The sequence below is a fragment of the Pedobacter sp. G11 genome (assembly GCF_003860265.1).
Classification (GTDB): Bacteria; Bacteroidota; Bacteroidia; order Sphingobacteriales; family Sphingobacteriaceae; genus Pedobacter; species Pedobacter agri.
Genome location: NZ_CP034190.1, coordinates 2,823,961 through 2,844,403 on the forward strand (window position 1 = coordinate 2,823,961; position 20,443 = coordinate 2,844,403).

A 20,443-nucleotide genomic window follows, 5' to 3' on the forward strand; every position below is an offset into this window, starting at 1 on the left:
GTATAGGTTTAGATCAGTTTAGTTATAAATCTTTAATTGGTTGTTTGTTGTAGTAAGCCTCAATCTCGGCTTTAGCTGGTGTTTTAGCTGGCCGAACCAGGCGCATGCCCACAAATGGTGCTTCGGGAAACCACCAATTGCTTTTCGGTATTTGAGGATCTAACTGTTTCCATGATGGATCAGAAGCCAGCCTGGCTGAGGAGGTTAAATTTTCTGGCGTTTCATCAAAAGATCCGCCACGCACCGTATTCGGATAAAGTTTGTCTGGGATGGCAACCGGATTTTCTGAAACTTTGTCTTTCCCCTTTTGATAAAAATCAGGGAGATATTGATCGTATGTCCACTCACTCACATTGCCATGCATGTCATACAAACCCCATGCATTGGGTTTCTTCTGGCCAACCTGATGCGTCTTATTGTCGCTATTATCAGCATACCAGGCGTAATCTTTTAATGTTGTTACCGCATCTCCGAAAGAATAATTAGTATTGCTACCTGCCCTGCAGGCATATTCCCATTCGGCTTCAGTAGGTAACCGATAGAAGATGCCCGTTCTTACATATAACCATTTGCAAAATTGAATGGCATTATACTGCGTCATGGCCACAGCGGGTTGATTTTCTTTACCCATTCCGAAGGTCATATCCAGATAGGGTTTCGTGGGCCGGGTTACTGCATCTACCTCTGACGGGATGGCTGTTACACTTGCCTGCTTTTCAAAATCACGGTATAAAAAGGGTTCGAAGATATTCCAGGTTACTTCATATTTTCCTATCCAAAAAGCATCTAGCTTTACTTCATGAATCGGTTGTTCATCTGTTTTGCCTGCCTTGTTTCCCATCTGAAATTTTCCGGCGGGGATAGCTTGCATATCGAAGGTAAGTTTTGTGCCGTCAATATTTTGAGTATAGGATTTAAGGGGAGTTTGAGCAAAATTTTGCTCATGGATAAGTAGAATTAATGCAGCAGCAAAAACTTTCTTGAACATAATAAATGGTTAGTATACTCTTTTAGAGCATTTCGGTTACTTAATAATCTGATTACTAAAGTAAATAACCGCTATCAAATTCGAGAAAATTTATGTAACAATAAGGGGATGGTTAGTAATTATGCTATCGCCTGTCGTTAACCCGGTTGCTGAAATTGGCATAGCCAACCAAGGTTTCCCAACGAGCGCCCGGGCGACGGTAATATACGAAAATCTGATAGGTATTTTCTGTCTGGAAAAACGAACCTTCGAAAGGAAATGTTTCTAATGTCTTAGTATCATAATTAAACCAGGCATACTCATAATCATATAGGCCTTGCTTCAGCATCATACTTGCATAAAATTGCTTTCTGCTTGCATCGTAAAGCAGTTTATTTTCTTTTCCTAACGTATAATTGTTAAACCTACCTACTACATATGCATCGCCATTTGCGCTTGGTGCTTTGGCATTGAGCGTAAACAGCACACTCATATACTCAGCTTCAGTTCTGTCATCTCTTCCATCAGTATTTTTGATAAAAAAGTTGCCGTTTTCATCAAATTGATTGGCAAATGCTCCGGTATTTCTAGGTACATCCTGAAAAAGCATCACATTTACTGATTCGCTGTCACGATAAATATCCTTCACATTATCTGCTTTATAACGCAGACTTCTCGTGTCGAATTTTCTAAACTCATTGTCGCCCCAAAAATCATTTGTGGTTAAATCATTGTAAACCAGTTGGTTTGGGCGAACGAAAAACGGACGTGTATTTACTGTTGCGGTGTTGGAATTGAAGTTTTGCATCACAACTGCTTTCAAATCCTGATAGGGGTTGGGGATTGGTATAGAATGATTGATCGTAAAATTCACTTTCTGTTTCGAATTCCGATCAGCAACCTGCATCGAATTGGTAATTTCAGCCGTAACCGCTACCTGATTATCTACAATATAAAAACGTTGTGAAATTACCGGCTGATTTTTATCTCCATCCAGGTAAATCTTTAAAAGATAATTTCCACCAATTTTTGGCTGTATTTGACTATTTGGGAAAGTTTGTTCGTAATGGGTGTATTTTCTGGTGGTGTTTGACGAATAACGATAATTGATCATCCGATCATCGTTAAAACTACCCAAATAATCGATGGTCGATATTCTTGAGGGTTGCCAGTCTGAAGTGCAATGCTCAATAGAATACCAGTAATTTTTCGTTCCGCCAAGTAAGTCATCAAATGAAAATGTAATTGTTTCTGCTGAATTTAGCTGGATAACCGGCAAACTCTGCTCTCGGCTGGTATTGTAGCAAAGTACTGTTTTTATATTCGGCTGATAAATTTTGTTTTCGTAAGTAAAGCTATTGGTTTGAGCAAAGAGGAGCGAGGGTATGAAAAATAAAAGTATTGCGATTAGTTTGTGCATGGCTAAAAGTACAGAGTATTAGCCAATTTTAAAAGATTTGCACCGAAACGTGGAGTTACCCGGAAATTTTTTAAGCTATGGTTCGCTTCTTCACGTCCGATTAATATTTATTCTTCAATCTTCTTTCCAGGTCTTTTGCATCTCCGTGGCAAATAAAAAAGCCGCAGAAAATCTGCGGCTTCGATATTATAAAATTGCCATAGCCGATGAAAATCGACTTCGTAATAACGGAAAGATTAACCCTCCAGTTCCATAATTTCTCCAGCTAAAGCTTCCCATTTAGCCTGGCTGTTATCTAATTCTTGTTTAGCAGTTAAATAACGCTTGTTCGCCTCAGCCAGTTTATCAGCTTTGCTGTAAACATTCTCATCAGCTAATTCTGCTTCGATATTTTTTACCGTTGCTTCCTGTTCTGTAATCGAGGTTTCGATTTTCTTCAATTCATCGTTCAGTTTTTTCAACTGATTTACAGCATTAGGCGTAGCAACTTTCGGAGCTTCTTTTACTTTCTCCGGCATTTTAACCGGAATCGGTTTAGCAACCGGAATTTCGCGTTTGCTATTCCATTCCTCGTATTCTGCATACGTTCCTGGATATTGTTTAATCTTTTCGCCTTCAATAAACCAGATTTTATTGGCCACATTATCTAAGAAATACCTATCGTGAGAAACTGCGATAAAAGTACCTTCAAATTGTTGTAACGCCTGAATTAAAATGTTAACTGATTGGATATCCAGGTGGTTGGTTGGCTCATCCAGAATCAGGAAGTTTGAATCTGTTGTTAAAGATTTTGCCAAAGCCACACGAGATTTTTCTCCTCCGGATAATACCTTGATTTTTTTGAAAACGTCATCCCCGGTAAACAGAAAGCAGCCCAAAATACTCCGCAATTCGGTATCCGTATGTTTAGGTGCAAAGGCCTGTAACTCTTCTAGAATTGCATTGTCGAGGTGTAAAGATTCCAGCTGGTGCTGCGCAAAAAAGGTAGTGGTTACATTATGACCTGTTTCGCAAAAACCTTCAAATTTTTCAGTACCGGCAATCATTCTTAATAAAGTCGATTTACCTTTACCATTCGCTCCAATCAATGCAATTTTATCGCCTTTTTCAATCACGGCTTCTGCATCTTCCAAAATATGAACATTTGGGTAATGCTTGGTTGCATGCTCAATACGAACCACGTGTCGGCCAGATGGTTTGGTGAATTTAAAGCTGAAATTTACCGTCGGGTTATCATCATCAACATCATCAATACGCTCCATTTTATCTAAAGCTTTCATCCGCGATTGCGCCATTTTTGCTTTCGATGCTTTCGCTTTAAAACGCTCGATTAAACGCTCTTCCTGTTTGATTTTTGCTTGTTGATTTTTAAATTCACCTTTTTGAATTTCGCCACGCAAGGCCTTTTCTTCTACATAAAAGCTATAATTTCCGGCATAAACCGTTAATTTTCCTTTACGCGATTCAACCGTTCTATTTACAATTTTATCTAAGAAATACCTATCGTGAGAAACAATTACGATGGCACCTTCAAAACTTTGTAAATAATTTTCCAACCATTTAATAGACGGTAAATCCATGTGGTTGGTCGGCTCATCCAGCAACAGAATATCGGGCGTTTGCAAAAGAATTTTTGCCAACATTACCCGCATGCGCCAACCTCCGGAAAAAGTATTTAGCGGACGGTGTTGGTCTGCAGTGCTGAAACCTAAACCTGCTAAAATTTCGTTGGCTCTGTATTCAATGTTATAACCATCAAGTGCCTCGAATTCCTGCTGTTTATCGCTTAATTTGTATAAAACCTCTTCACTATAATCCGTTTCTATTTTTTTAAGCAATTCCTCAATTTCATCATGCAGTTGGTTTTGACGCTCAAAAGCCTCCATTGCCACATGCAAAATGCTGTGATGCGATTCGTAAGAAAGCAAATCCTGGTTCAAATAGCCAATTTTCAAGTCTTTAGACATGGAAACCGTACCCGAAGTTGGCGCATATTCGCCTACAATTATCTTTAATAGTGTCGATTTTCCCGTTCCGTTAGCGCCAATCAGGCCAGCTCGATCACCCGGTTTAATGTGCCAGTTCGCTTCGTCGTATAAGGCTCTTGAGCCAATGAGGAATGTTAAGTTATTTATTGAAATCATTTCGGCTGCAAAAGTACGAATTTTAAAAGCTAATTCCCTTCTGAAAGCGAAATAGACAAATGTTCGGTTTTTTAATATTTGGAAAGCAATGGCAGCAGCTATTGGTAATTTTGTTCCTGCTATTCGCTGCAATCTTTTTGTTCATGTCAGTCTGAGCCTGTCGAAGACCTGCGCCAAAAAATATTTTCGCTACTATGAGGTTTATACACAAAAAATTGTGCCTTGTATTGGCGGTTGCAAAACGGCAAGAGTGCAAACTAAAATCCGTGTGCTAAAGCACGACGGCAATGAGATTTAATAACGATAGCATTAGCATCCTATTTTATCACAACGCACTTCATTGCCGTTGACTTCAGTCAACGGTTAAAAAATTAATACATTTGAATTTAAAGCTAATCACGAATGAACAACGAAAACATTAAAATTTTAAGCACAGAAATCCTTTCAGATAATTGGTACACCTTAAACAAAATTACATTCGAATATCATAAAAAAGATGGTACTGTAGAAACTCAAAATCGCGAAGCCTATGATAGGGGAAATGGCGCCACTATTCTGCTTTACAACAAAGAAAATCAAACCGTAATTCTTACCCGTCAGTTTCGCTTGCCTACTTACCTCAATGGCAATGCAAGCGGTATGTTAATCGAAACCTGTGCCGGCTTGTTAGATAAAGATAATCCTGAAACGGCTATTAAACGTGAGACAGAAGAAGAAACCGGCTATAAAATTAAGGATGTTCAGAAGGTTTTTGAAGCCTATATGTCGCCTGGTTCCGTAACCGAAATCCTTTATTTTTTCACTGCAGAATATTCAAAAGATATGAAAGTGAGCGAAGGTGGCGGTCATCACGAAGAACAAGAAAATATTGAGGTTTTAGAATTGCCATTTCAAAGTGCCTTAGAAATGATAAAAACTGGCGAAATTAAAGACGGTAAAACCATTATGCTTTTGCAGTATGCGCAAATCAACGGGCTTGTAAACTTATAATTCAAAATATTTCTACTGCTTAAATTATTCTTATTCATTCAAACCACTAACAAATCATTAAAAAAATCATCAAGAATTTTGATCTTAAATAAAAGTCCTTACATTTGTACTGTAATAAAAAATATTACAGAATGAACAGCAGCAGATTTTCGATTTCTTTACACATACTTACCTTGCTCGATGACGCAAAAGGTATGCTTGTGAGTTCGGAATATTTGGCAGGAAGCATCAATATCAACCCTGTGCTGGTTCGTAAAGAAATTATGAATTTGAGGAAACATGGCTTTGTAGATAGTAAAGAGGGAAAGGGTGGCGGTTCTTTTCTAGCAAAAAATGCACAAGATATTAATTTGGGAGAGGTTTATAAGGCTGTTAACAACAACAATATTTTAGGGCAAAGTAAAAATCAACCGAACCCAAAATGTCCGATTGGGAAACAAATAAACCAACATTTGAATACACTTTACAGTGATGCTGAAAAAGCTTTAATCGAGAATTTATCAAATCAAACTCTGGCAGATTTTGCATTGAGATTCAAATAAAAAATTTTTATTCAAAACTGTAACAAAATTTATTACAATAAACATTTAGAAACATTTAAAAAATAAATAACATGAAAGTAGCATTAATAGGCGCATCTGGCTTTGTAGGTAAAGCCCTTTTAAACGAGTTGGTAAGTCGTGGTAACGAGGTAATTGCAATTGCCCGTGATACCGATAAAATTGAAAATACAGATGAAAAAGTTAGCAAAGTGGCGGTTGATGTTTTGGATACCGATAAACTGGCAGAAAATCTGAAAGGTGCTGATGCGGTGATCAGTGCTTTTAACGCAGGCTGGACGAACCCAAACCTGTATAACGATACAGTTGCAGGTGCAGAAGCCATTCAGAAAGCAGTTAAGGCGTCGGGTGTAAAACGTTATATTTTCATCGGCGGTGCTGGTACTTTGCAAATTGATGGAAACCAGCTGGTAGATGGGCCGCAGTTTCCGAAAGAAATTTATCCTGGTGCATCAGCTGTAAGAGACTACTTTAATAAGTTGAAAGAAGAAAAAGAACTGGATTGGTTGTTTTTTAGTCCAGCGATTGAAATGCACCCAGGCATCACCATTGGCCGCACAGGTAAATACCGTTTGGGCAAAACCTCTCCAGTTTTTAATGAAGAAGGTCGTTCAATTCTATCGGTAGAAGATTTATCAATTGTTCTTGCCGATGAATTGGAGAACAATGCACACCACCAGGAGCAGTTTACGGCAGCATACTAGCAGGGATGATGTAAGATGGATGATGTGAGATGGAGGGGGTAAGATTTGAGCGGCAGAAGATATTATGAGAGGTATTTAAGATAGTAGGTGGATTTTCTATATTTCCAGTTTCCATCTTACCTTTTCCAGCTTCCATTTTTTTCTATATTTTATTTATCTTCGTGGCATGTATCGCCTTATTAAACCAATATTTTTCAAGTTTGACCCAGAAAACGTACATTATTTCGTTGTAAAACGGTTGAAATGGTTTAATGATAAATTCCCATTGGGCAAAACCATTATTCGCAGCAGCTTTGATTTTCACATCAGAGGTCTGGAGAAAGAAGTATTTGGAATAAAATTTAGAAATCCGGTAGGTTTAGCTGCAGGTTTTGACAAAAATGGCGAGTATGTAGAATCTTTGAGTAATCTTGGTTTTGGCTTTATTGAAGTTGGAACGGTAACCCCAATGCCGCAACCCGGTAATGATAAGCCACGTATGTTTCGCTTACCCAATGATGAAGCCTTAATTAACCGGATGGGTTTCAATAATAAAGGCGTTGATGTGATGGCAGAGCGTTTGCGTATGCTGAAAGATAAACATCCTGATATTGTGGTTGGCGGAAATATTGGTAAGAATAAAGCCACGCCTAACGAAGATGCCGTAAGCGATTACATTAAATGTTTCGATCGGTTATTTGATGTTGTGGATTATTTTGTGGTTAATGTTAGTTCGCCAAACACACCTGGTTTACGCGAATTGCAAGAAAAAGAACCCCTAAAAAATATCCTCCATACACTGCAGCAGCGCAACCGCAAGAACGATATTTCTCGTCCGATTTTATTGAAAATTGCACCTGATTTAACCGATGCACAATTGGATGATATTATCGAAATTGTAGCGGAAACAAAAATTGCGGGAATTATAGCAACCAATACAACAATTAGTAGAGAAAATTTAGCCACCGAAAAAGTATTGGCCGGAGAAACGGGTGGCTTAAGTGGTAAGCCAGTTAGAGAACGTTCTACAGAGGTTATTAAGTATCTTTCAGAAAAATCAAATAAAGCTTTCCCAATTATAGGTGTAGGCGGAATTCATTCTGCTCAGGATGCCCAGGAGAAATTAGAGGCCGGCGCAAGTCTTGTTCAATTGTACACTGGCTTTATTTATGAAGGCCCGGGCTTGATCAAATCGATTTGCAAATCTTTGGTTAAATAGCAAAGCTGAAGATAAATTCTCCAGCTTTCTTCAGTCAGTTTTATCCTGGAATCTTTTCCATTAAAACCTCCTGGCCAGCCTGATCAAAATAAGTACAAAGCATCGTATCTAATGATACAAGCCACTTTTCGACTCCGGTTTCAGCGCAATGCTTGCAGAATTCCAAATAATTGGTTTCACCGTTTTGGTGCGATTTTAAATAACCCATGAACCTCTCCTGATCACTGAGGTTTGCGATGATCAGCTCGTCATATTTCGGACTGGATTTTGTGCTAAAATCATCCGCTCCAAAATATTCTGTTTGGCCATTTTTAACCCAAACCTCATAAGAATCTACGCCTAAATTTTTTATTTCCTGAATGTAGGAAGGAAAATCGGCGCCTGATTTAACTTTGCTGTGCGCAAAGGCAATTTGTTTTACTGTGAACATTGTTTAATAATTAATGATTTTTTGCATCATTAAGGAACTGCTATTTTACAACAGGGAAGATTTGGAATTTAATTTTATCCTTTTGCATTCTGCATTTTTCAAACAGAATTGAAGCCAAAGAGACCAGCAAAAGTACAAAATTATAGTTCCAGAAAAGTCAAACACTTTTTTTTGTTCACCGTTATTATCATATCGTGAAGTAGATCGCATTAATTTCCTCCTTTGCCATAAATATAAGTATGGTGAAAAATAAAATAACAGTTTTTCATTCTTCGCTATTTGGTTAAAGGTTTTACACGGCGGGGGGGATTTCGAGCCTTGCGATGCTTCAGCAATCCCTGCTTTTCAATAGGCAAGGAAGCACTACTTTTCCCGATTGTACATCGGGAAATCTCTATTTTCTGTAAAGGTTCCATCCCGCACTTATGGAATGAAACTTTTCAATAGTTACCATTTTAAGTTACGCTCCTTAAATAAACCTTGTAATTCTTTTACTCTCCTGTTTTTCGGGTCGTTAACCATTTTGTAAATAAAATATAGCGGTATTAATGTTAATAATCCCCAGCTGTTTTTGAAAAAACTGTAGATTATAATGCCTGCTAAAAAACCAATTAATAAGGCGTATATAATAGAAAAAGATTTCATTTTTTTTGGTTCACCTATCAATTCTTGCTCTGTCATTTGGGTATATTCGTTTGCTTCATTGGTTTAAATATAATTGTTTATTTGTTTTAGTTGGTTAAAATTTCGCTCACATTTCGGAGCTTTACGGTAGTGCGGTAATTTCGGACGTGATTAGGCCGGAGGTAACCGATCCAAAGCGACCTCAGCATGTCTGAACCCTTGTTATGCGATTGTGTTTTTAGTTAATTTATTTGAGTAAGGATATGATTTCTTGATAATTAGCTTTTTTTGCAATTTGAATAGGTGTTTTTCCGTAATTCACATTATCTCCGCAGTCAAAAGTTTCAGGTTTCTTTTTGTCTACATTTTTGTTTAATAGATATTTTACCATCTGAAAATTATTTTGTTTTACTGCGATAATTAATGCTGTTTCTCCATCACAATTGTTGTTATTAAGTTCTTCATTTGTGAGGTTTAGTTTATTAAGTACTTCATAGTCAGATTTGATTACAGCTTGTTCAAAAAGCCAAATTTTCCCCCTCACATCACCTTTTTCCTGATTTGCACCATTTAACAATAAAAATTTTGCACCATCGTAAAACCTATGAAAACCTGCAGTATTGAAAGCTTTATTGTTTTTAATATCACAACCTTTTTCTATCAGGTACTTCAATATTTCCAATCTGCCATACTCAGATGCAACAACGGTTAATGGATTTTCCTTATTGTTGATTTTTGCTCCACCCTCTACAAAAAGTTTGGTTAGATATAAATTGTCTGATGACCAAATTAATGCTTGCAGTGGTGATATCTTATTTTTAGGTTCATAGTTTGCAGGAAATACAGTTTCCAACATTTGCCTTACTTTTATACTATCATTATCAAAAATAGCTTTGTAAAACTCACCTGCAATTTCATCTGTGGGTTTTGGGATTTTTATAGTGTCCTGTATATTTTGTGTTTGGGCTAGTTCTTGCTTTTCGGCTATTTTATTTGATACTTGAGTCGCATCTTGTGCTTTGTTTTGACAAGACAGCAAAGCAAGAGAAGCTATTAAAATTGTAAATGTTTTTTTCATCTGTTATTCTGCAGTTTCATTTTTTAATAGTGTTATTTAGCATATCGCACAACGTTTCGGGGCTTTGCGATGGTGGGGCAATCGAAGCACAAATCTTCAATTTTGCACAAAAGTTGAACCGAAGAATCCCGTACGTACGGGATTGAACTTTGCAGTTTCGCCCCACTATTGCAAAAGCCTTGTTAGCGGTAGTTTTTATTTTTCTTCGGTTATTTTTTGCAAAATTTTATTTAGTTCAATAACGTCTTCCTTGTATCTCGGATATTTTTCTGTATTTCTGACACTATGATTTTGATTATTCACAATTCCAATTTCATTTTGTACAAAAAAAGGTTCTTCAATTGTAAGTCCGTTCAAAATACATTGCGTTATATATTCAATATGATTTTCAAACTTTGGAATAGTTTTTAAATGCTTTTGTATTATTTGTTTTGCTTCGTCAGTTTGGTGTTTTTCAATTGCAGTCATTGGTAAGAGAAGTAGAAATATATAGTCAAATTTTTGAAACGCTAAAAGTTCATTCCAAGTTAAAAACCAGGCTTCAAAATGTCCGCCCAAGTTTCCTATGTAAATGTCGTTAAGAAAAAACACAATTTCCCTGTCTTCAAATTCAATTGAGAAAGTTACATTTTCATTTAATTTTCCTCCAATAAATCTTATAAATTCTTCATTTTCATTTTGTGGAAAAAATTGCTTTTCCCATTCAAGTACTTTTTCTCTGTCAATTTCAATAACTTCGAGTGCTTCGTCAATGTTAATTTCGTTTATGTCATCACAACCTCTAAACCAACTAATGTAAGAACACCAAAAAAATGTATTGTATGTTAAGTCATCTATCGTGATTTGTCTATTCATATTTTTGTGTTGTCTTTCATCTTTAGTTTCGGTCAGTTAAAATTACCGCTAACATCTAAATTTACGCATTTGCGTAAATTCAAACTAAAAAACATTTGTAAATCCAATTTGATATTTTTTTAAAAAATGAATTATCCTATTTAAATTCAGCACTTTATCGCTATTGTTATGCATTGCATTCTTTTGGATTTACGAATGTTTACCAAAAGATTTAAGTGTGAAATACTTAGAAATTTTCAGGCAGAAAATGGAAATCGCCCGTTACGGCCATTCTACCATCAAATCGTATACGGCAGCTTTGGCTGTTTTTTTAAAGAGAACAACCAATTCCCGATCACCGAGATCAATGAACAAATTATTGAAAGTTATCTCGGCAAAATTATTCGCGAAAAGAACATCTCGGCCGCATATCAAAAACACCTTATTGGCAGTGTAAAGTTGTTTTATAAAATGGTGTTTAGCAGGGTTTTGTAAATTGATCAGTTGTTTCCCAAACGTACTGCACACACCTTGCCTAAATACCTCAATAAAGAGGAGGTAAAAAGAATATTATCGGTGGTTACCAACTCAAAACATAAAGCTATTTTAAGCATCTTATATGGTTGCGGCCTTCGCTTAAGCGAATTGATTAACCTGAAAATTGAGGATGTGGATTCAAAAAACGAAGTGATTACAATTAGGCAGGCAAAAGGGAAAAAAGACCGGCAAGTGATGCTGCCAAAATCACTGCTTCCGCTACTTAGAGAATATTTTGAAATCCATTTACCTAAAATTTATTTGTTCGAGGGGCAATCGCAAGCGCAATATTCGCCCAGAAGTGTGCAAAGTATATTGCAACAGGCTGCAGTTTTGGCTAATATAAATAAAGTTGTTTCGCCACACATGTTAAGGCATAGCTTTGCCACTCATTTATTAGAAAACGGAGCGGATATCCGTTATATTCAGAAACTTTTGGGGCATAACAGCTTAACCACTACGCAAATTTATACGCATGTTACCGATGTAGCTAAAAGTAAAGTTTTAAGTCCTTTAGATTTTTAGGAATGAACATTATGCCTGCTAAACATAGCTTCCGTTTACATTGAAGCGATAGGTGAGGCGTAATGTTAGATGGTTTTTAAAGGTTCCAGCGCTGTGCCGATACCCTCTCCACTTACTTCAGATACCGAATGTTCTATAGCAACTAATATTGATGCGCTTTGATCATTCACAATGCTTCAGCTTCGCAAAGTTATAATACAAAAACGCAACGCTTAGATCTCTCTGTTTAAAATAATGTTGGAGATGTTGTAAAGTTTTCAAATGATCGATCGAAGCCCCTGGAAGCGATGCAATTTCCTTAGATGTCTGCTGCATAAAAAAAGCATCCTTTGATCAGAAGGATGCTTTAAATTTTTAAGAAGATACTCTAAAAACTATTTTGCTAAACCAGCTAAAACAGCGTTGTTTTTAGCTAATTGATCGTTTTTAGGTTGAGCAGAGCGACTTCCTAACTCGATGTTAGTTGCTCTTTTTAAAAATGCTACCTCTTGGTGAGCTGTATTTTTATTTCTTCTGTCTTTTCTTTTTAATCTGGTAACTGCCATGGTAATAACCTTTTAATTATTTTATTTGTACAAATGGAGGTCGAGAGCGGATTCGAACCGCTGTAGAAGGTTTTGCAGACCTCTGCCTAGCCACTCGGCCACTCGACCTTGAAATTCAAGGTTGCAAAAATAGCAATTATTAATTAGTGCGCAAATAATATCTCAAATAATATCTTTCTAATTTTTAACTCTCACTAATTCAGCGCAAAAAATCGCTGCACTAACTGCAACATTAAGCGATTCTGCTTCGCCAAATCTAGGAATAGTTACGGGTTTATTTACTTTTTTTATGATTTCTTCGGATATTCCTTTTCCTTCGTTACCTAAAATAATCAATCCTTCATTGCCCCAGTTGGTTTCATAAATAGATGCACCCTCAAGCAATGCGCCGAAAACAGGTAAGCTGTTTCTATCTAAAAAGGATGTCAGATTTTCATAATGTATTGATACTCTCGCCAATGAACCCATGGTGGCTTGCACCGTTTTGGGATTAAAAGCCTCAACGGTATCTTCAGAACAAATGATTTTTTTAAACCCGAACCAATCTGCAGTTCGGATAATGGTACCCAGGTTACCTGGGTCCTGAACACCATCAAGCACCAGTGTAAATTGATTTTTCAAAGCACTTTCGTTAATTTTTTCAGTTTTTGGAAGGTGTACCACGGCCAGAAAACCCTGCGGTGTTTGTAAAGTACTAATCTTCCCTAATTCAACGTTGTTTACTTCAAATAAGTTTATATTTGCAGGCAATTTGGGTAACAAATTGGATTGCTCATTGTTGTAAAATATGCTGTGGATGCTGTAGTTTGATTGAAAAAATTCTTTGATAGATTTTATACCTTCAACCAGAAATAAACCATGTTCTTTACGATATTTTTTTTGATGTAATGACTTTATAAAACTAATCTGAGACTTTGAAAGCATACCAATACTTAATAAATATTAAACTGAAAAGCACTGCAATATTACTATTTATTATTGTTTTAATTCAGAGCTGTTCCTCCACAAAATATATTCCCGACTATCAGGCTATAGTGAAGAAGGTAACCATTGATAGTGTTGACACAGAATTTGAAGAACAAGCTTACAATTACGTTCAGAAAGATATTCGCCCGCCATCCGCTTTTAGCATCAATGTGCCACTTTATAACTTATTCAATACCAAAGATGGAAGGTATAAAACCAGCAACATCAAGCCTTTTGGTACACCACCGGCAATTTTAGATAGTGCTCTTGTAGAAATCTCCCGCAATCAGATTCAAAAATTTCTGAATGGTAAAGGTTATTTTGATGCTAAAGTAGCTGCCGATATCAAAGTCAAAAATAAAAAAGCCCAAATTGATTTCGTGGCCAATCAGGGTAAGGTATCTAACGTTGGTAAACTAACGGATTCTATCTTTAGCCAAAATGTAAAGAAAGTGTATGACAGTACTAAAGCCACCTTTACCCGCTTACATCCAGGTATGAGATATGATGTGGATTCGTTAACATACGAAAGAGAGCAGATTTACAGGGTGATGAAAGAGAACGGTTATTTTTACTTCCTTCGGCCATATGTGAATTTTGATGTGATAGAAACAAATCAGCCGCAAAAGGTAGATTTGAGGTTGAACATTACTAACCCACCCTCAGGTCCTCATAAACAATACAATATAGGTACCACCTACATGATTATTGCACCAAGTCCGGATGGTTTTCCCGATTCGCTGCGAAACTATGTGAACAGAGATACCACCCGAGGGGTGTCGTTTACTGATTTATCAAAAAGGTACAGAAGAAACCCGATTCTCCGCTACGATTTTTTAAAACAAGGCGAAGTTTATGATATCAGGAATGAAAACCTGACTTATGATCGCCTTTATGAATTGAACGTGTTTAAAAATGTTAAAATCGATTACTTCAACAGAGACAGCACAGGCAATAAAATTAATCCGATCATTTTGCTCACCCCGCAAAAAGTAATGAGCAATAGGGTAGAAGGCGAGGTGCCCTTTAACGGAGGTACCATTGGTTTTAATTTAAGTAATACCTACACCAACAATAACTTATTTAGAGGTGCAGAGCGTTTCGAATTGCAATTAAAGGGAGGATTACAATCGAGAATTGGAAACAACGCTAAACCATTTAGAGATATTTATCAGCGGGATTTTTCAATCAGTGCAAGTATTTCTGTACCAAGATTATTAATTCCATTTTATAAACCGATTCTAGGCGGAAATGGGATGCCGCACACCACTTTTTCTTCAAGTTACATTTATGCCCTGCAAAAGGATGTATCTGTACGCCGGGTGTTCATTAACTCGGTTACTTATGATTGGTTTGAGACAAAATCAAAAGTCCATTCATTTACGCCATTAAATTTTGAATATCGTTTAGGAACTTTAGAAGATGGGGTAGATTCTGCCACAGTTTCAAATAACCTGTATTATGCCACCTTGCTAGATCGTAAAGACTTAACATTAGGCATGAAATACAGTTATACTTTAAATGCTGATAAACTAAACCAGTTGAGAACATTTGTTTATTTGAGAGCAAATATTGATATAGCTGGAAACCTGCTGCAGGGCATTTCAAACCTTGGAGGTTCAAAAAGTGATCCGGCAGCTGGTAATCCGGCCAGAATATTGGGCCTGCCGTTTAATCAATACGTAAGGCCAGAGCTTGATTTAAGATGGTATAAGCATTTAGGTGGTGAAAGACAATTTATTGCTCGTTTAAACACAGGTGTAGCATATTCGTATGGAAATTCAATTTTAACTGGCATACCTTTCGAAAAGCAGTTTTTTGCAGGCGGATCTAACGGATTAAGGGCCTGGCAAGCCAGAACAATTGGACCTGGTAATTATAACAGAGAAATTATTAGTACAGAAGCATTAAGAAAAGCCTTCTTCGGATTAGATCAGCTAGGCACTATGCGATTGGAAACCAATTTTGAATATCGTTTTACGCTGGCGAAAAAGTTTTTCGGCGCAACTTTAAAAGGAGCAGCATTTGTTGATGCCGGAAACATTTGGAATGTGCGTATGGGGGAATCAATTAGCCAGGAATTTTCTGAATTAGACGAATTAACAGTGTTCAAACTGAGTAAGCTCGCAAGCCGGGTTGCTGTTGGTACAGGTTTTGGCTTGCGCTACGATGTTCAGTATTTTGTTTTCAGGTTCGATGTTGGTATAAAATTGAAAGATCCGCAATTTATTGGCGATGAACAGTGGGTAATCAGTAAATTGTTTTCTGGTGGTAGAGATTTCAAAAATCAATATAACGCTACCCATGCACCGGATACTTACCGTTTTGTTCAATATAATTTCGGTATCGGGATGCCTTTTTAGGTTAAGGAAAAAGACTTAGCGGTTTCGCTTTATCGGCCGGAGATTTGAACGGTATTTCTTGGTAAGGTTGCCATATTTTGCCATCATGTTTGTATACTGAAAACCCGGATACGATAAATGAGCGCTTAAACTTTCGGTCTTTAAATGCCGCAACAATTGCTCTGCATACTGGCGGTTGCACATCTCTGAAAGCAAGCGTAACATGTGGCGTAAATTTAGGCCTGTTCTTCTCAAACAAATGCATAGGCCTGAGTGCATCATCGATCTGCGATTTCAATAACATTATGTCGTTGTTTTGCACTACATTAATATAAAAGGTATGTTCCGGAAAGGATCCAAAATTTGCTAAAATCTGTTCAAACGGTTCCAAGTAAGCGGCATCTTGTAACGCCCTAAAAAAAGTTTCCTCTTGTGTTTCAGAAGTTAATTTTACCGGTTCATATAACGTAATATGCGCCGGACGCTTGAGTGACTGATGAACCTTGAACTCCTCCGAAATAAACTTCCTCAGCTCATCAATCTCCTCTACAAGATGAGCTGGTGGTATTAAACAAACCAAAAACAAATTTTCCATCTTTAAAAATACTAAAATATTTAGCATTTTAATAATCAAATTCGATTTTTTATTGATAAATTTGATTTTGTTTTTTAACGAATAAAATTTAGGTTTGGTAAATCATTCTTAAGGATAGCATTCGCTAACCATCAAAACATCCCATAGTTATTTTTGTTAAGTTTTCTTTTTCAATTCGCTTGCTTAAACAATTTATCAGATATAAAAACTAAAAGATGAAACTATCTATCAAACTATTAATTGTCGCAGCTGCGATATCATTTTCTGCATGCAAAAGCGGCGATAAAAAAGACAAAGATGCCAAAACTGAATACGGTGAAGCGAGTAATGAGGATGCAAACCAAATTGTGGAATACAACAATGTTTTGGTAAGTTTTACAGATAAAAATAATGAGTACTTAAAAAGAGTTGATGAAAATTTAGAGAAGATTTCTAAAGGTTTGCAAAATCCCAGCAATCAGTTTGCATTTATTGGAATAATATCACCCTTTTATACACCAAGTTTTAATCACTCTAGAATAAAACCCGAAAACCCGCCAGCGGTATTAAGCAGCAGTGATCAGAAATTTTTTAAAGATAATGTTAATGGTTTAAATGAAACATTAACTAAAATAAAAGATACTTATAAATCATTAAATGATTACCTGAAAGCAGAAGATTGGAAGGATGATAAAGGCGTAAAGGGAAAAGGCTTTATTGATTCCATCTACACCATGACTAAAGCATATTACAAATACGATGAAAATGTTTTAGCTAAACTAGAAGTAATTGGAGATGATGCGGAAAGAATCATCTTAAAAACCCACCCACTAAAAGATTATATTTTTGCCATGAAGGATGACCGTAAAGCAGTGGGTGATTTTAATAGAATGATGCTGGGATCTAAGCACTATAAAACAGATGAACCAAAAATCAAAGCCGCTTATACTGCACTGGAAGCTCAATACAAAAAGCATACTGAAATGGATATGCCAAGTACCTCAAAATTTCCCGGCAAAGAAGCTGCTTTCAAACGCTTTAACGACAGCTTTAACGATTATTTGGTAGAAAGCAGAAAAGTTATGAGAGATGCGGGGGCTTCAGGTAAACTGTCAGTAGACAATGCTGAAGACCTGATTAGAAAATATGATTTCATGCGTACCACTTACAATAACTTTGTTGATTAGCGGTTTAAAAACCCATAAAAAAAACCGATGGTGAAAGCCATCGGTTTTTAAATTTATATTGAAATTAATTATTCAAAATATTCCTTCATTCTTTCGAAGAAGCTCTTATCATTTTTACCTGGTTGAGGTTTAAAGTTAGGAGATTCACGTAATTTTTCAAGCGCATTTCTTTCATCGCTACTTAAAGCTTTGGGCGTCCAGATGTTAATGTGAATAATTTCATCACCTCTGTGGTAAGAGTTTACTTCAGGTAAACCTTTACCTTTTAAGCGAAGTAATTTTCCGCTTTGCGTTCCAGGTTCGATTTTGATTTTTGCTTTGCCATCAATGGTTGGTACTTCGATGCTCATACCTAGTGCTGCATCAACAAAACTCAAATGCAAATCATAAACGATGTTGTTGCCTTCGCGTTTTAAAGTTTCGTGTGGCGTTTCTTCAATTAATATGATTAAATCGCCCGGTATACCACCATTTGGTGCTGCGTTTCCTTTTCCACTCATGCTCAATTGCATGCCTTCACTTACACCTGCAGGAATATTAATGGTAATGGTTTCCTCTCCACGAACCACGCCATCACCATGGCAAACATTACATTTAGCCGTAATCTGCTGGCCGCTACCATTACAGGTAGGGCAGGTAGATGCAGTTTGCATCTGCCCTAAAATGGTATTGGTTACTCTGCGCACCTGTCCGCTACCGCTACAGGTACCGCAAGTGCTTACTGATGATTTATCTTTAGCACCTGAGCCATCGCAGGTTTTACAAACGATTAATTTATTAACCTTAATTTTTTTCTCTGCACCGTGGGCAATTTCTTCGAGTGTTAATTTAACTTTGATGCGTAAGTTCGTACCTTTAGCTACACGGCGTCCGCCACGTTGCTGGCCACCACCACCGCCACCACCAAAAAAGCTCTCGAACGGATTATGTCCACCAAAAATATCTCCAAAATTGCTGAAGATATCATCCATATTCATATTACCGCCACCATAGCCGCCAGAAGCACTGCTGCCAACACCAGCATGACCAAACTGATCATAGCGTTGTTTTTTCTCCGGGCTGCTTAAAACCTCGTAAGCTTCAGCAGCTTCCTTAAATTTATCCTCCGCCGCTTTATCTCCAGGGTTTTTATCCGGGTGATATTTAATTGCCATCTTGCGATAGGCTTTTTTTATTTCATCAGCTGCAGAACCCTTGCTAACGCCCAATACGTCGTAATAATCTCTTTTACTCATCTTCTTTATGAAATGATTGAATTTTGAATAAGTGGATAACGGAATGATTATACATTCTCTAATTCAACATTCAAAATTCAATAATTAATTTACGCTCCAACTACAACTTTAGCAAAGCGGATTACATTATCATTTAATGTATAGCCTTTTTCAACTTCATCAATCACCTTGCCTTTCAAATCATCGCTAGGAGCAGGGATGTTGGTAATGGCTTCGTGGAAATCAGTATCAAATGGTTGATTAATGCTTTCTACATCTTTCAAACCTTTCTGAGCCAGTGTATTTTTTAATTTGGTACTTACCAAAAGTATACCTTCTTTAACCGGAGCCACATCTGCTGCGGTTTCCATTGCTTTCAAGGCACGATCAAAATCATCTAAAACTGGCAATAATGATACAATTACATCTTTACCAGCAGTTTGTAAAAGCTCAACACGTTCTTTTTGGGTACGACGTTTATAGTTATCGAACTCGGCATATAACCGTAAATATTTATCGTTAAGCTGTTGAACCTCTGCTTGTAATTTTTCTTCAGCTGATAATTCAGGAGCTTTTTCAGTCTCATTCACTTCGGCATCAGTATTTTCTACATTTTCAGCAGCATTTTCTGATGTATTTTCAGGATTCATTATATTTTCTTCTTTATCGTTATTTTTCTTCTTATTAAACATAATACTAAGGCTGAATTTTTTTGTATTGATCTCAACAATTTTGCCATTAACGGAAATCAGCCAAGCTGTCAGAATTCTTTGTGTTTATCTGAACAGATTGACAGCGAATGCAAGATTGTAGATTTTTGATTTACGATTTTGGCAGTAAGGGGAGGCGGGGTTGATTAATTGTGATTTACGATTTTAGCCGTTAAAAGCTAAAATCGTAAATCAAAAATCTCAACTTATTAGGCTATTTGTGCGCCTTCAAGCACCGCACCATTTTCGCATTTAATAATACGTGATGGGAAGGTGCGGATAATATGATAATCATGCGTAGCCATTAACACTGCAGTACCTGCCTGGCTGATTTGCTTTAATAAGGTTACAATTTCTTCTGAAGTTTCCGGATCTAAATTCCCTGTAGGTTCATCAGCCAGAATAATTTCCGGATCATTTAATAAAGCTCTTGCAATTACAATACGCTGCTGCTCACCGCCAGAAATTTCGTGAGGCATTTTCTTGATTTTTGAGCGTAAACCAACCTTATCTAAAACATCTTTAATCCGTTCGTTAATTAACTTTTGGTCGCTCCAACCGGTAGCTTTTAACACGAATTCAAGATTTTTTTCAATGGTTCTGTCAGTCAGTAATTGGAAATCTTGAAACACAACGCCCAATTTACGACGCAAAAACGGCACCTGACTTTCTTTCAGGTTTTTTAAGTCAAATCCTGCAATATTTCCTTCGCCATTACCAATATGTAAATCGCCATACAAAATTTTCAATAAGCTACTTTTACCCGAACCTGTTTGACCGATTAAAAAGATAAATTCGTCTTTTTCGATGTGTAAATTTACGTTTGAAAGCACTAAGTGTTTTTGTTGAAATACATCAACATTGCTTAAATGAATTACTGCGTGTCCTGCCATT

21 protein-coding genes and 1 tRNA gene are annotated in these 20,443 nt (G+C 36.9%); 8 read left to right on the forward strand and 14 right to left on the reverse strand.

From position 1 onward, the window contains the following. Positions 1-22: 22 nt before the first annotated feature. The 3 genes from EA772_RS12265 to EA772_RS12275 all read right to left on the reverse strand — a co-directional run bounded on the left by EA772_RS12265 (position 23) and on the right by EA772_RS12275 (position 4,531). The gene (locus EA772_RS12265) at positions 23-988 is read right to left on the reverse strand and encodes an SUMF1/EgtB/PvdO family nonheme iron enzyme (protein ID WP_124913496.1); all 966 of its coding nucleotides are present in this window, start codon (positions 986-988) and stop codon (positions 23-25) included. Positions 989-1,112: 124 nt separating this feature from the next. After that, on the reverse strand, positions 1,113-2,387 hold the full coding sequence (locus tag EA772_RS12270; RefSeq protein ID WP_124913497.1) for a DUF5103 domain-containing protein: 1,275 nt from the start codon (positions 2,385-2,387) through the stop codon (positions 1,113-1,115). A gap of 236 nt (positions 2,388-2,623) precedes the next feature. After that, entirely contained in the window at positions 2,624-4,531 is a 1,908-nt protein-coding gene (locus tag EA772_RS12275; protein WP_124915031.1) for an ABC-F family ATP-binding cassette domain-containing protein, read from the reverse strand. 88 nt (positions 4,532-4,619) lie between these two features. On the opposite strand from EA772_RS12275, the gene EA772_RS22250 reads away from it, so the two are divergent. The 5 genes from EA772_RS22250 to EA772_RS12295 all read left to right on the forward strand — a co-directional run bounded on the left by EA772_RS22250 (position 4,620) and on the right by EA772_RS12295 (position 7,983). Beyond that, positions 4,620-4,829: a hypothetical protein gene (locus tag EA772_RS22250; RefSeq protein ID WP_210405027.1), complete on the forward strand. Its 210-nt coding sequence runs from the start codon at positions 4,620-4,622 to the stop codon at positions 4,827-4,829. 104 nt (positions 4,830-4,933) lie between these two features. Then, positions 4,934-5,521, forward strand: coding sequence for a GDP-mannose pyrophosphatase NudK (nudK, locus tag EA772_RS12280; RefSeq protein ID WP_116169881.1), 588 nt, complete (start codon positions 4,934-4,936; stop codon positions 5,519-5,521). Between the two features lie 131 nt (positions 5,522-5,652). After that, positions 5,653-6,063 (forward strand): Rrf2 family transcriptional regulator, encoded by a 411-nt coding sequence (locus EA772_RS12285; RefSeq protein WP_124913498.1) that lies wholly within the window; start codon positions 5,653-5,655, stop codon positions 6,061-6,063. A 71-nt stretch (positions 6,064-6,134) separates the two neighbouring features. Continuing rightward, a complete protein-coding gene (locus EA772_RS12290; RefSeq protein ID WP_124913499.1) occupies positions 6,135-6,785 on the forward strand; it encodes an NAD(P)-dependent oxidoreductase in 651 nt (216 codons plus the stop codon). 166 nt (positions 6,786-6,951) lie between these two features. Next, positions 6,952-7,983: a quinone-dependent dihydroorotate dehydrogenase gene (locus EA772_RS12295; RefSeq protein WP_010602213.1), complete on the forward strand. Its 1,032-nt coding sequence runs from the start codon at positions 6,952-6,954 to the stop codon at positions 7,981-7,983. A gap of 40 nt (positions 7,984-8,023) precedes the next feature. On the opposite strand, the gene EA772_RS12300 is transcribed toward EA772_RS12295, so the two are convergent. The 4 genes from EA772_RS12300 to EA772_RS12315 all read right to left on the reverse strand — a co-directional run bounded on the left by EA772_RS12300 (position 8,024) and on the right by EA772_RS12315 (position 10,970). After that, positions 8,024-8,413, reverse strand: a complete 390-nt coding sequence (locus tag EA772_RS12300; protein WP_124913500.1) for a DUF1398 domain-containing protein — start codon at positions 8,411-8,413, stop codon at positions 8,024-8,026. 447 nt (positions 8,414-8,860) lie between these two features. After that, positions 8,861-9,058: a hypothetical protein gene (locus EA772_RS12305; protein ID WP_210405028.1), complete on the reverse strand. Its 198-nt coding sequence runs from the start codon at positions 9,056-9,058 to the stop codon at positions 8,861-8,863. Between the two features lie 226 nt (positions 9,059-9,284). Beyond that, entirely contained in the window at positions 9,285-10,115 is an 831-nt protein-coding gene (locus EA772_RS12310) for an ankyrin repeat domain-containing protein (protein ID WP_124913502.1), read from the reverse strand. A 195-nt stretch (positions 10,116-10,310) separates the two neighbouring features. Continuing rightward, positions 10,311-10,970 (reverse strand): Imm19 family immunity protein, encoded by a 660-nt coding sequence (locus EA772_RS12315; RefSeq protein WP_124913503.1) that lies wholly within the window; start codon positions 10,968-10,970, stop codon positions 10,311-10,313. 510 nt (positions 10,971-11,480) lie between these two features. Between EA772_RS12315 and EA772_RS12320 the strand changes: the two genes are divergently transcribed. Beyond that, positions 11,481-12,011 (forward strand): tyrosine-type recombinase/integrase, encoded by a 531-nt coding sequence (locus EA772_RS12320; RefSeq protein WP_168187536.1) that lies wholly within the window; start codon positions 11,481-11,483, stop codon positions 12,009-12,011. Positions 12,012-12,385: 374 nt separating this feature from the next. On the opposite strand, the gene EA772_RS12325 is transcribed toward EA772_RS12320, so the two are convergent. From EA772_RS12325 to EA772_RS12335, 3 genes are all read right to left on the reverse strand, one after another. Then, a complete protein-coding gene (locus EA772_RS12325) occupies positions 12,386-12,556 on the reverse strand; it encodes a hypothetical protein (RefSeq protein WP_010602219.1) in 171 nt (56 codons plus the stop codon). Between the two features lie 34 nt (positions 12,557-12,590). Then, positions 12,591-12,664 (reverse strand) — tRNA-Cys (locus tag EA772_RS12330). Positions 12,665-12,733: 69 nt separating this feature from the next. Next, the gene (locus EA772_RS12335) at positions 12,734-13,480 is read right to left on the reverse strand and encodes an RNA methyltransferase (protein ID WP_124913505.1); all 747 of its coding nucleotides are present in this window, start codon (positions 13,478-13,480) and stop codon (positions 12,734-12,736) included. Between EA772_RS12335 and EA772_RS12340 the strand changes: the two genes are divergently transcribed. Then, a complete protein-coding gene (locus EA772_RS12340; protein ID WP_124913506.1) occupies positions 13,471-15,885 on the forward strand; it encodes a BamA/TamA family outer membrane protein in 2,415 nt (804 codons plus the stop codon). The genes EA772_RS12335 and EA772_RS12340 overlap by 10 nt on opposite strands. Before the next feature lies 1 nt (position 15,886). On the opposite strand, the gene EA772_RS12345 is transcribed toward EA772_RS12340, so the two are convergent. Further along, positions 15,887-16,459, reverse strand: coding sequence for a 2'-5' RNA ligase family protein (locus EA772_RS12345; protein WP_168187537.1), 573 nt, complete (start codon positions 16,457-16,459; stop codon positions 15,887-15,889). Positions 16,460-16,674: 215 nt separating this feature from the next. Here EA772_RS12345 and EA772_RS12350 point away from each other — a divergent pair, with 215 nt between their 5' ends. Beyond that, a complete protein-coding gene (locus tag EA772_RS12350; RefSeq protein ID WP_124913508.1) occupies positions 16,675-17,625 on the forward strand; it encodes a DUF3829 domain-containing protein in 951 nt (316 codons plus the stop codon). A 68-nt stretch (positions 17,626-17,693) separates the two neighbouring features. On the opposite strand, the gene dnaJ is transcribed toward EA772_RS12350, so the two are convergent. From dnaJ to EA772_RS12365, 3 genes are all read right to left on the reverse strand, one after another. Next, positions 17,694-18,860, reverse strand: a complete 1,167-nt coding sequence (gene dnaJ / locus EA772_RS12355; RefSeq protein WP_124913509.1) for a molecular chaperone DnaJ — start codon at positions 18,858-18,860, stop codon at positions 17,694-17,696. Positions 18,861-18,949: 89 nt separating this feature from the next. Beyond that, positions 18,950-19,531: a nucleotide exchange factor GrpE gene (locus tag EA772_RS12360; RefSeq protein WP_116169892.1), complete on the reverse strand. Its 582-nt coding sequence runs from the start codon at positions 19,529-19,531 to the stop codon at positions 18,950-18,952. A 227-nt stretch (positions 19,532-19,758) separates the two neighbouring features. Continuing rightward, the gene (locus tag EA772_RS12365; RefSeq protein WP_010601645.1) at positions 19,759-20,442 is read right to left on the reverse strand and encodes a cell division ATP-binding protein FtsE; all 684 of its coding nucleotides are present in this window, start codon (positions 20,440-20,442) and stop codon (positions 19,759-19,761) included. Between the last annotated feature and the right edge of the window lies 1 nt (position 20,443).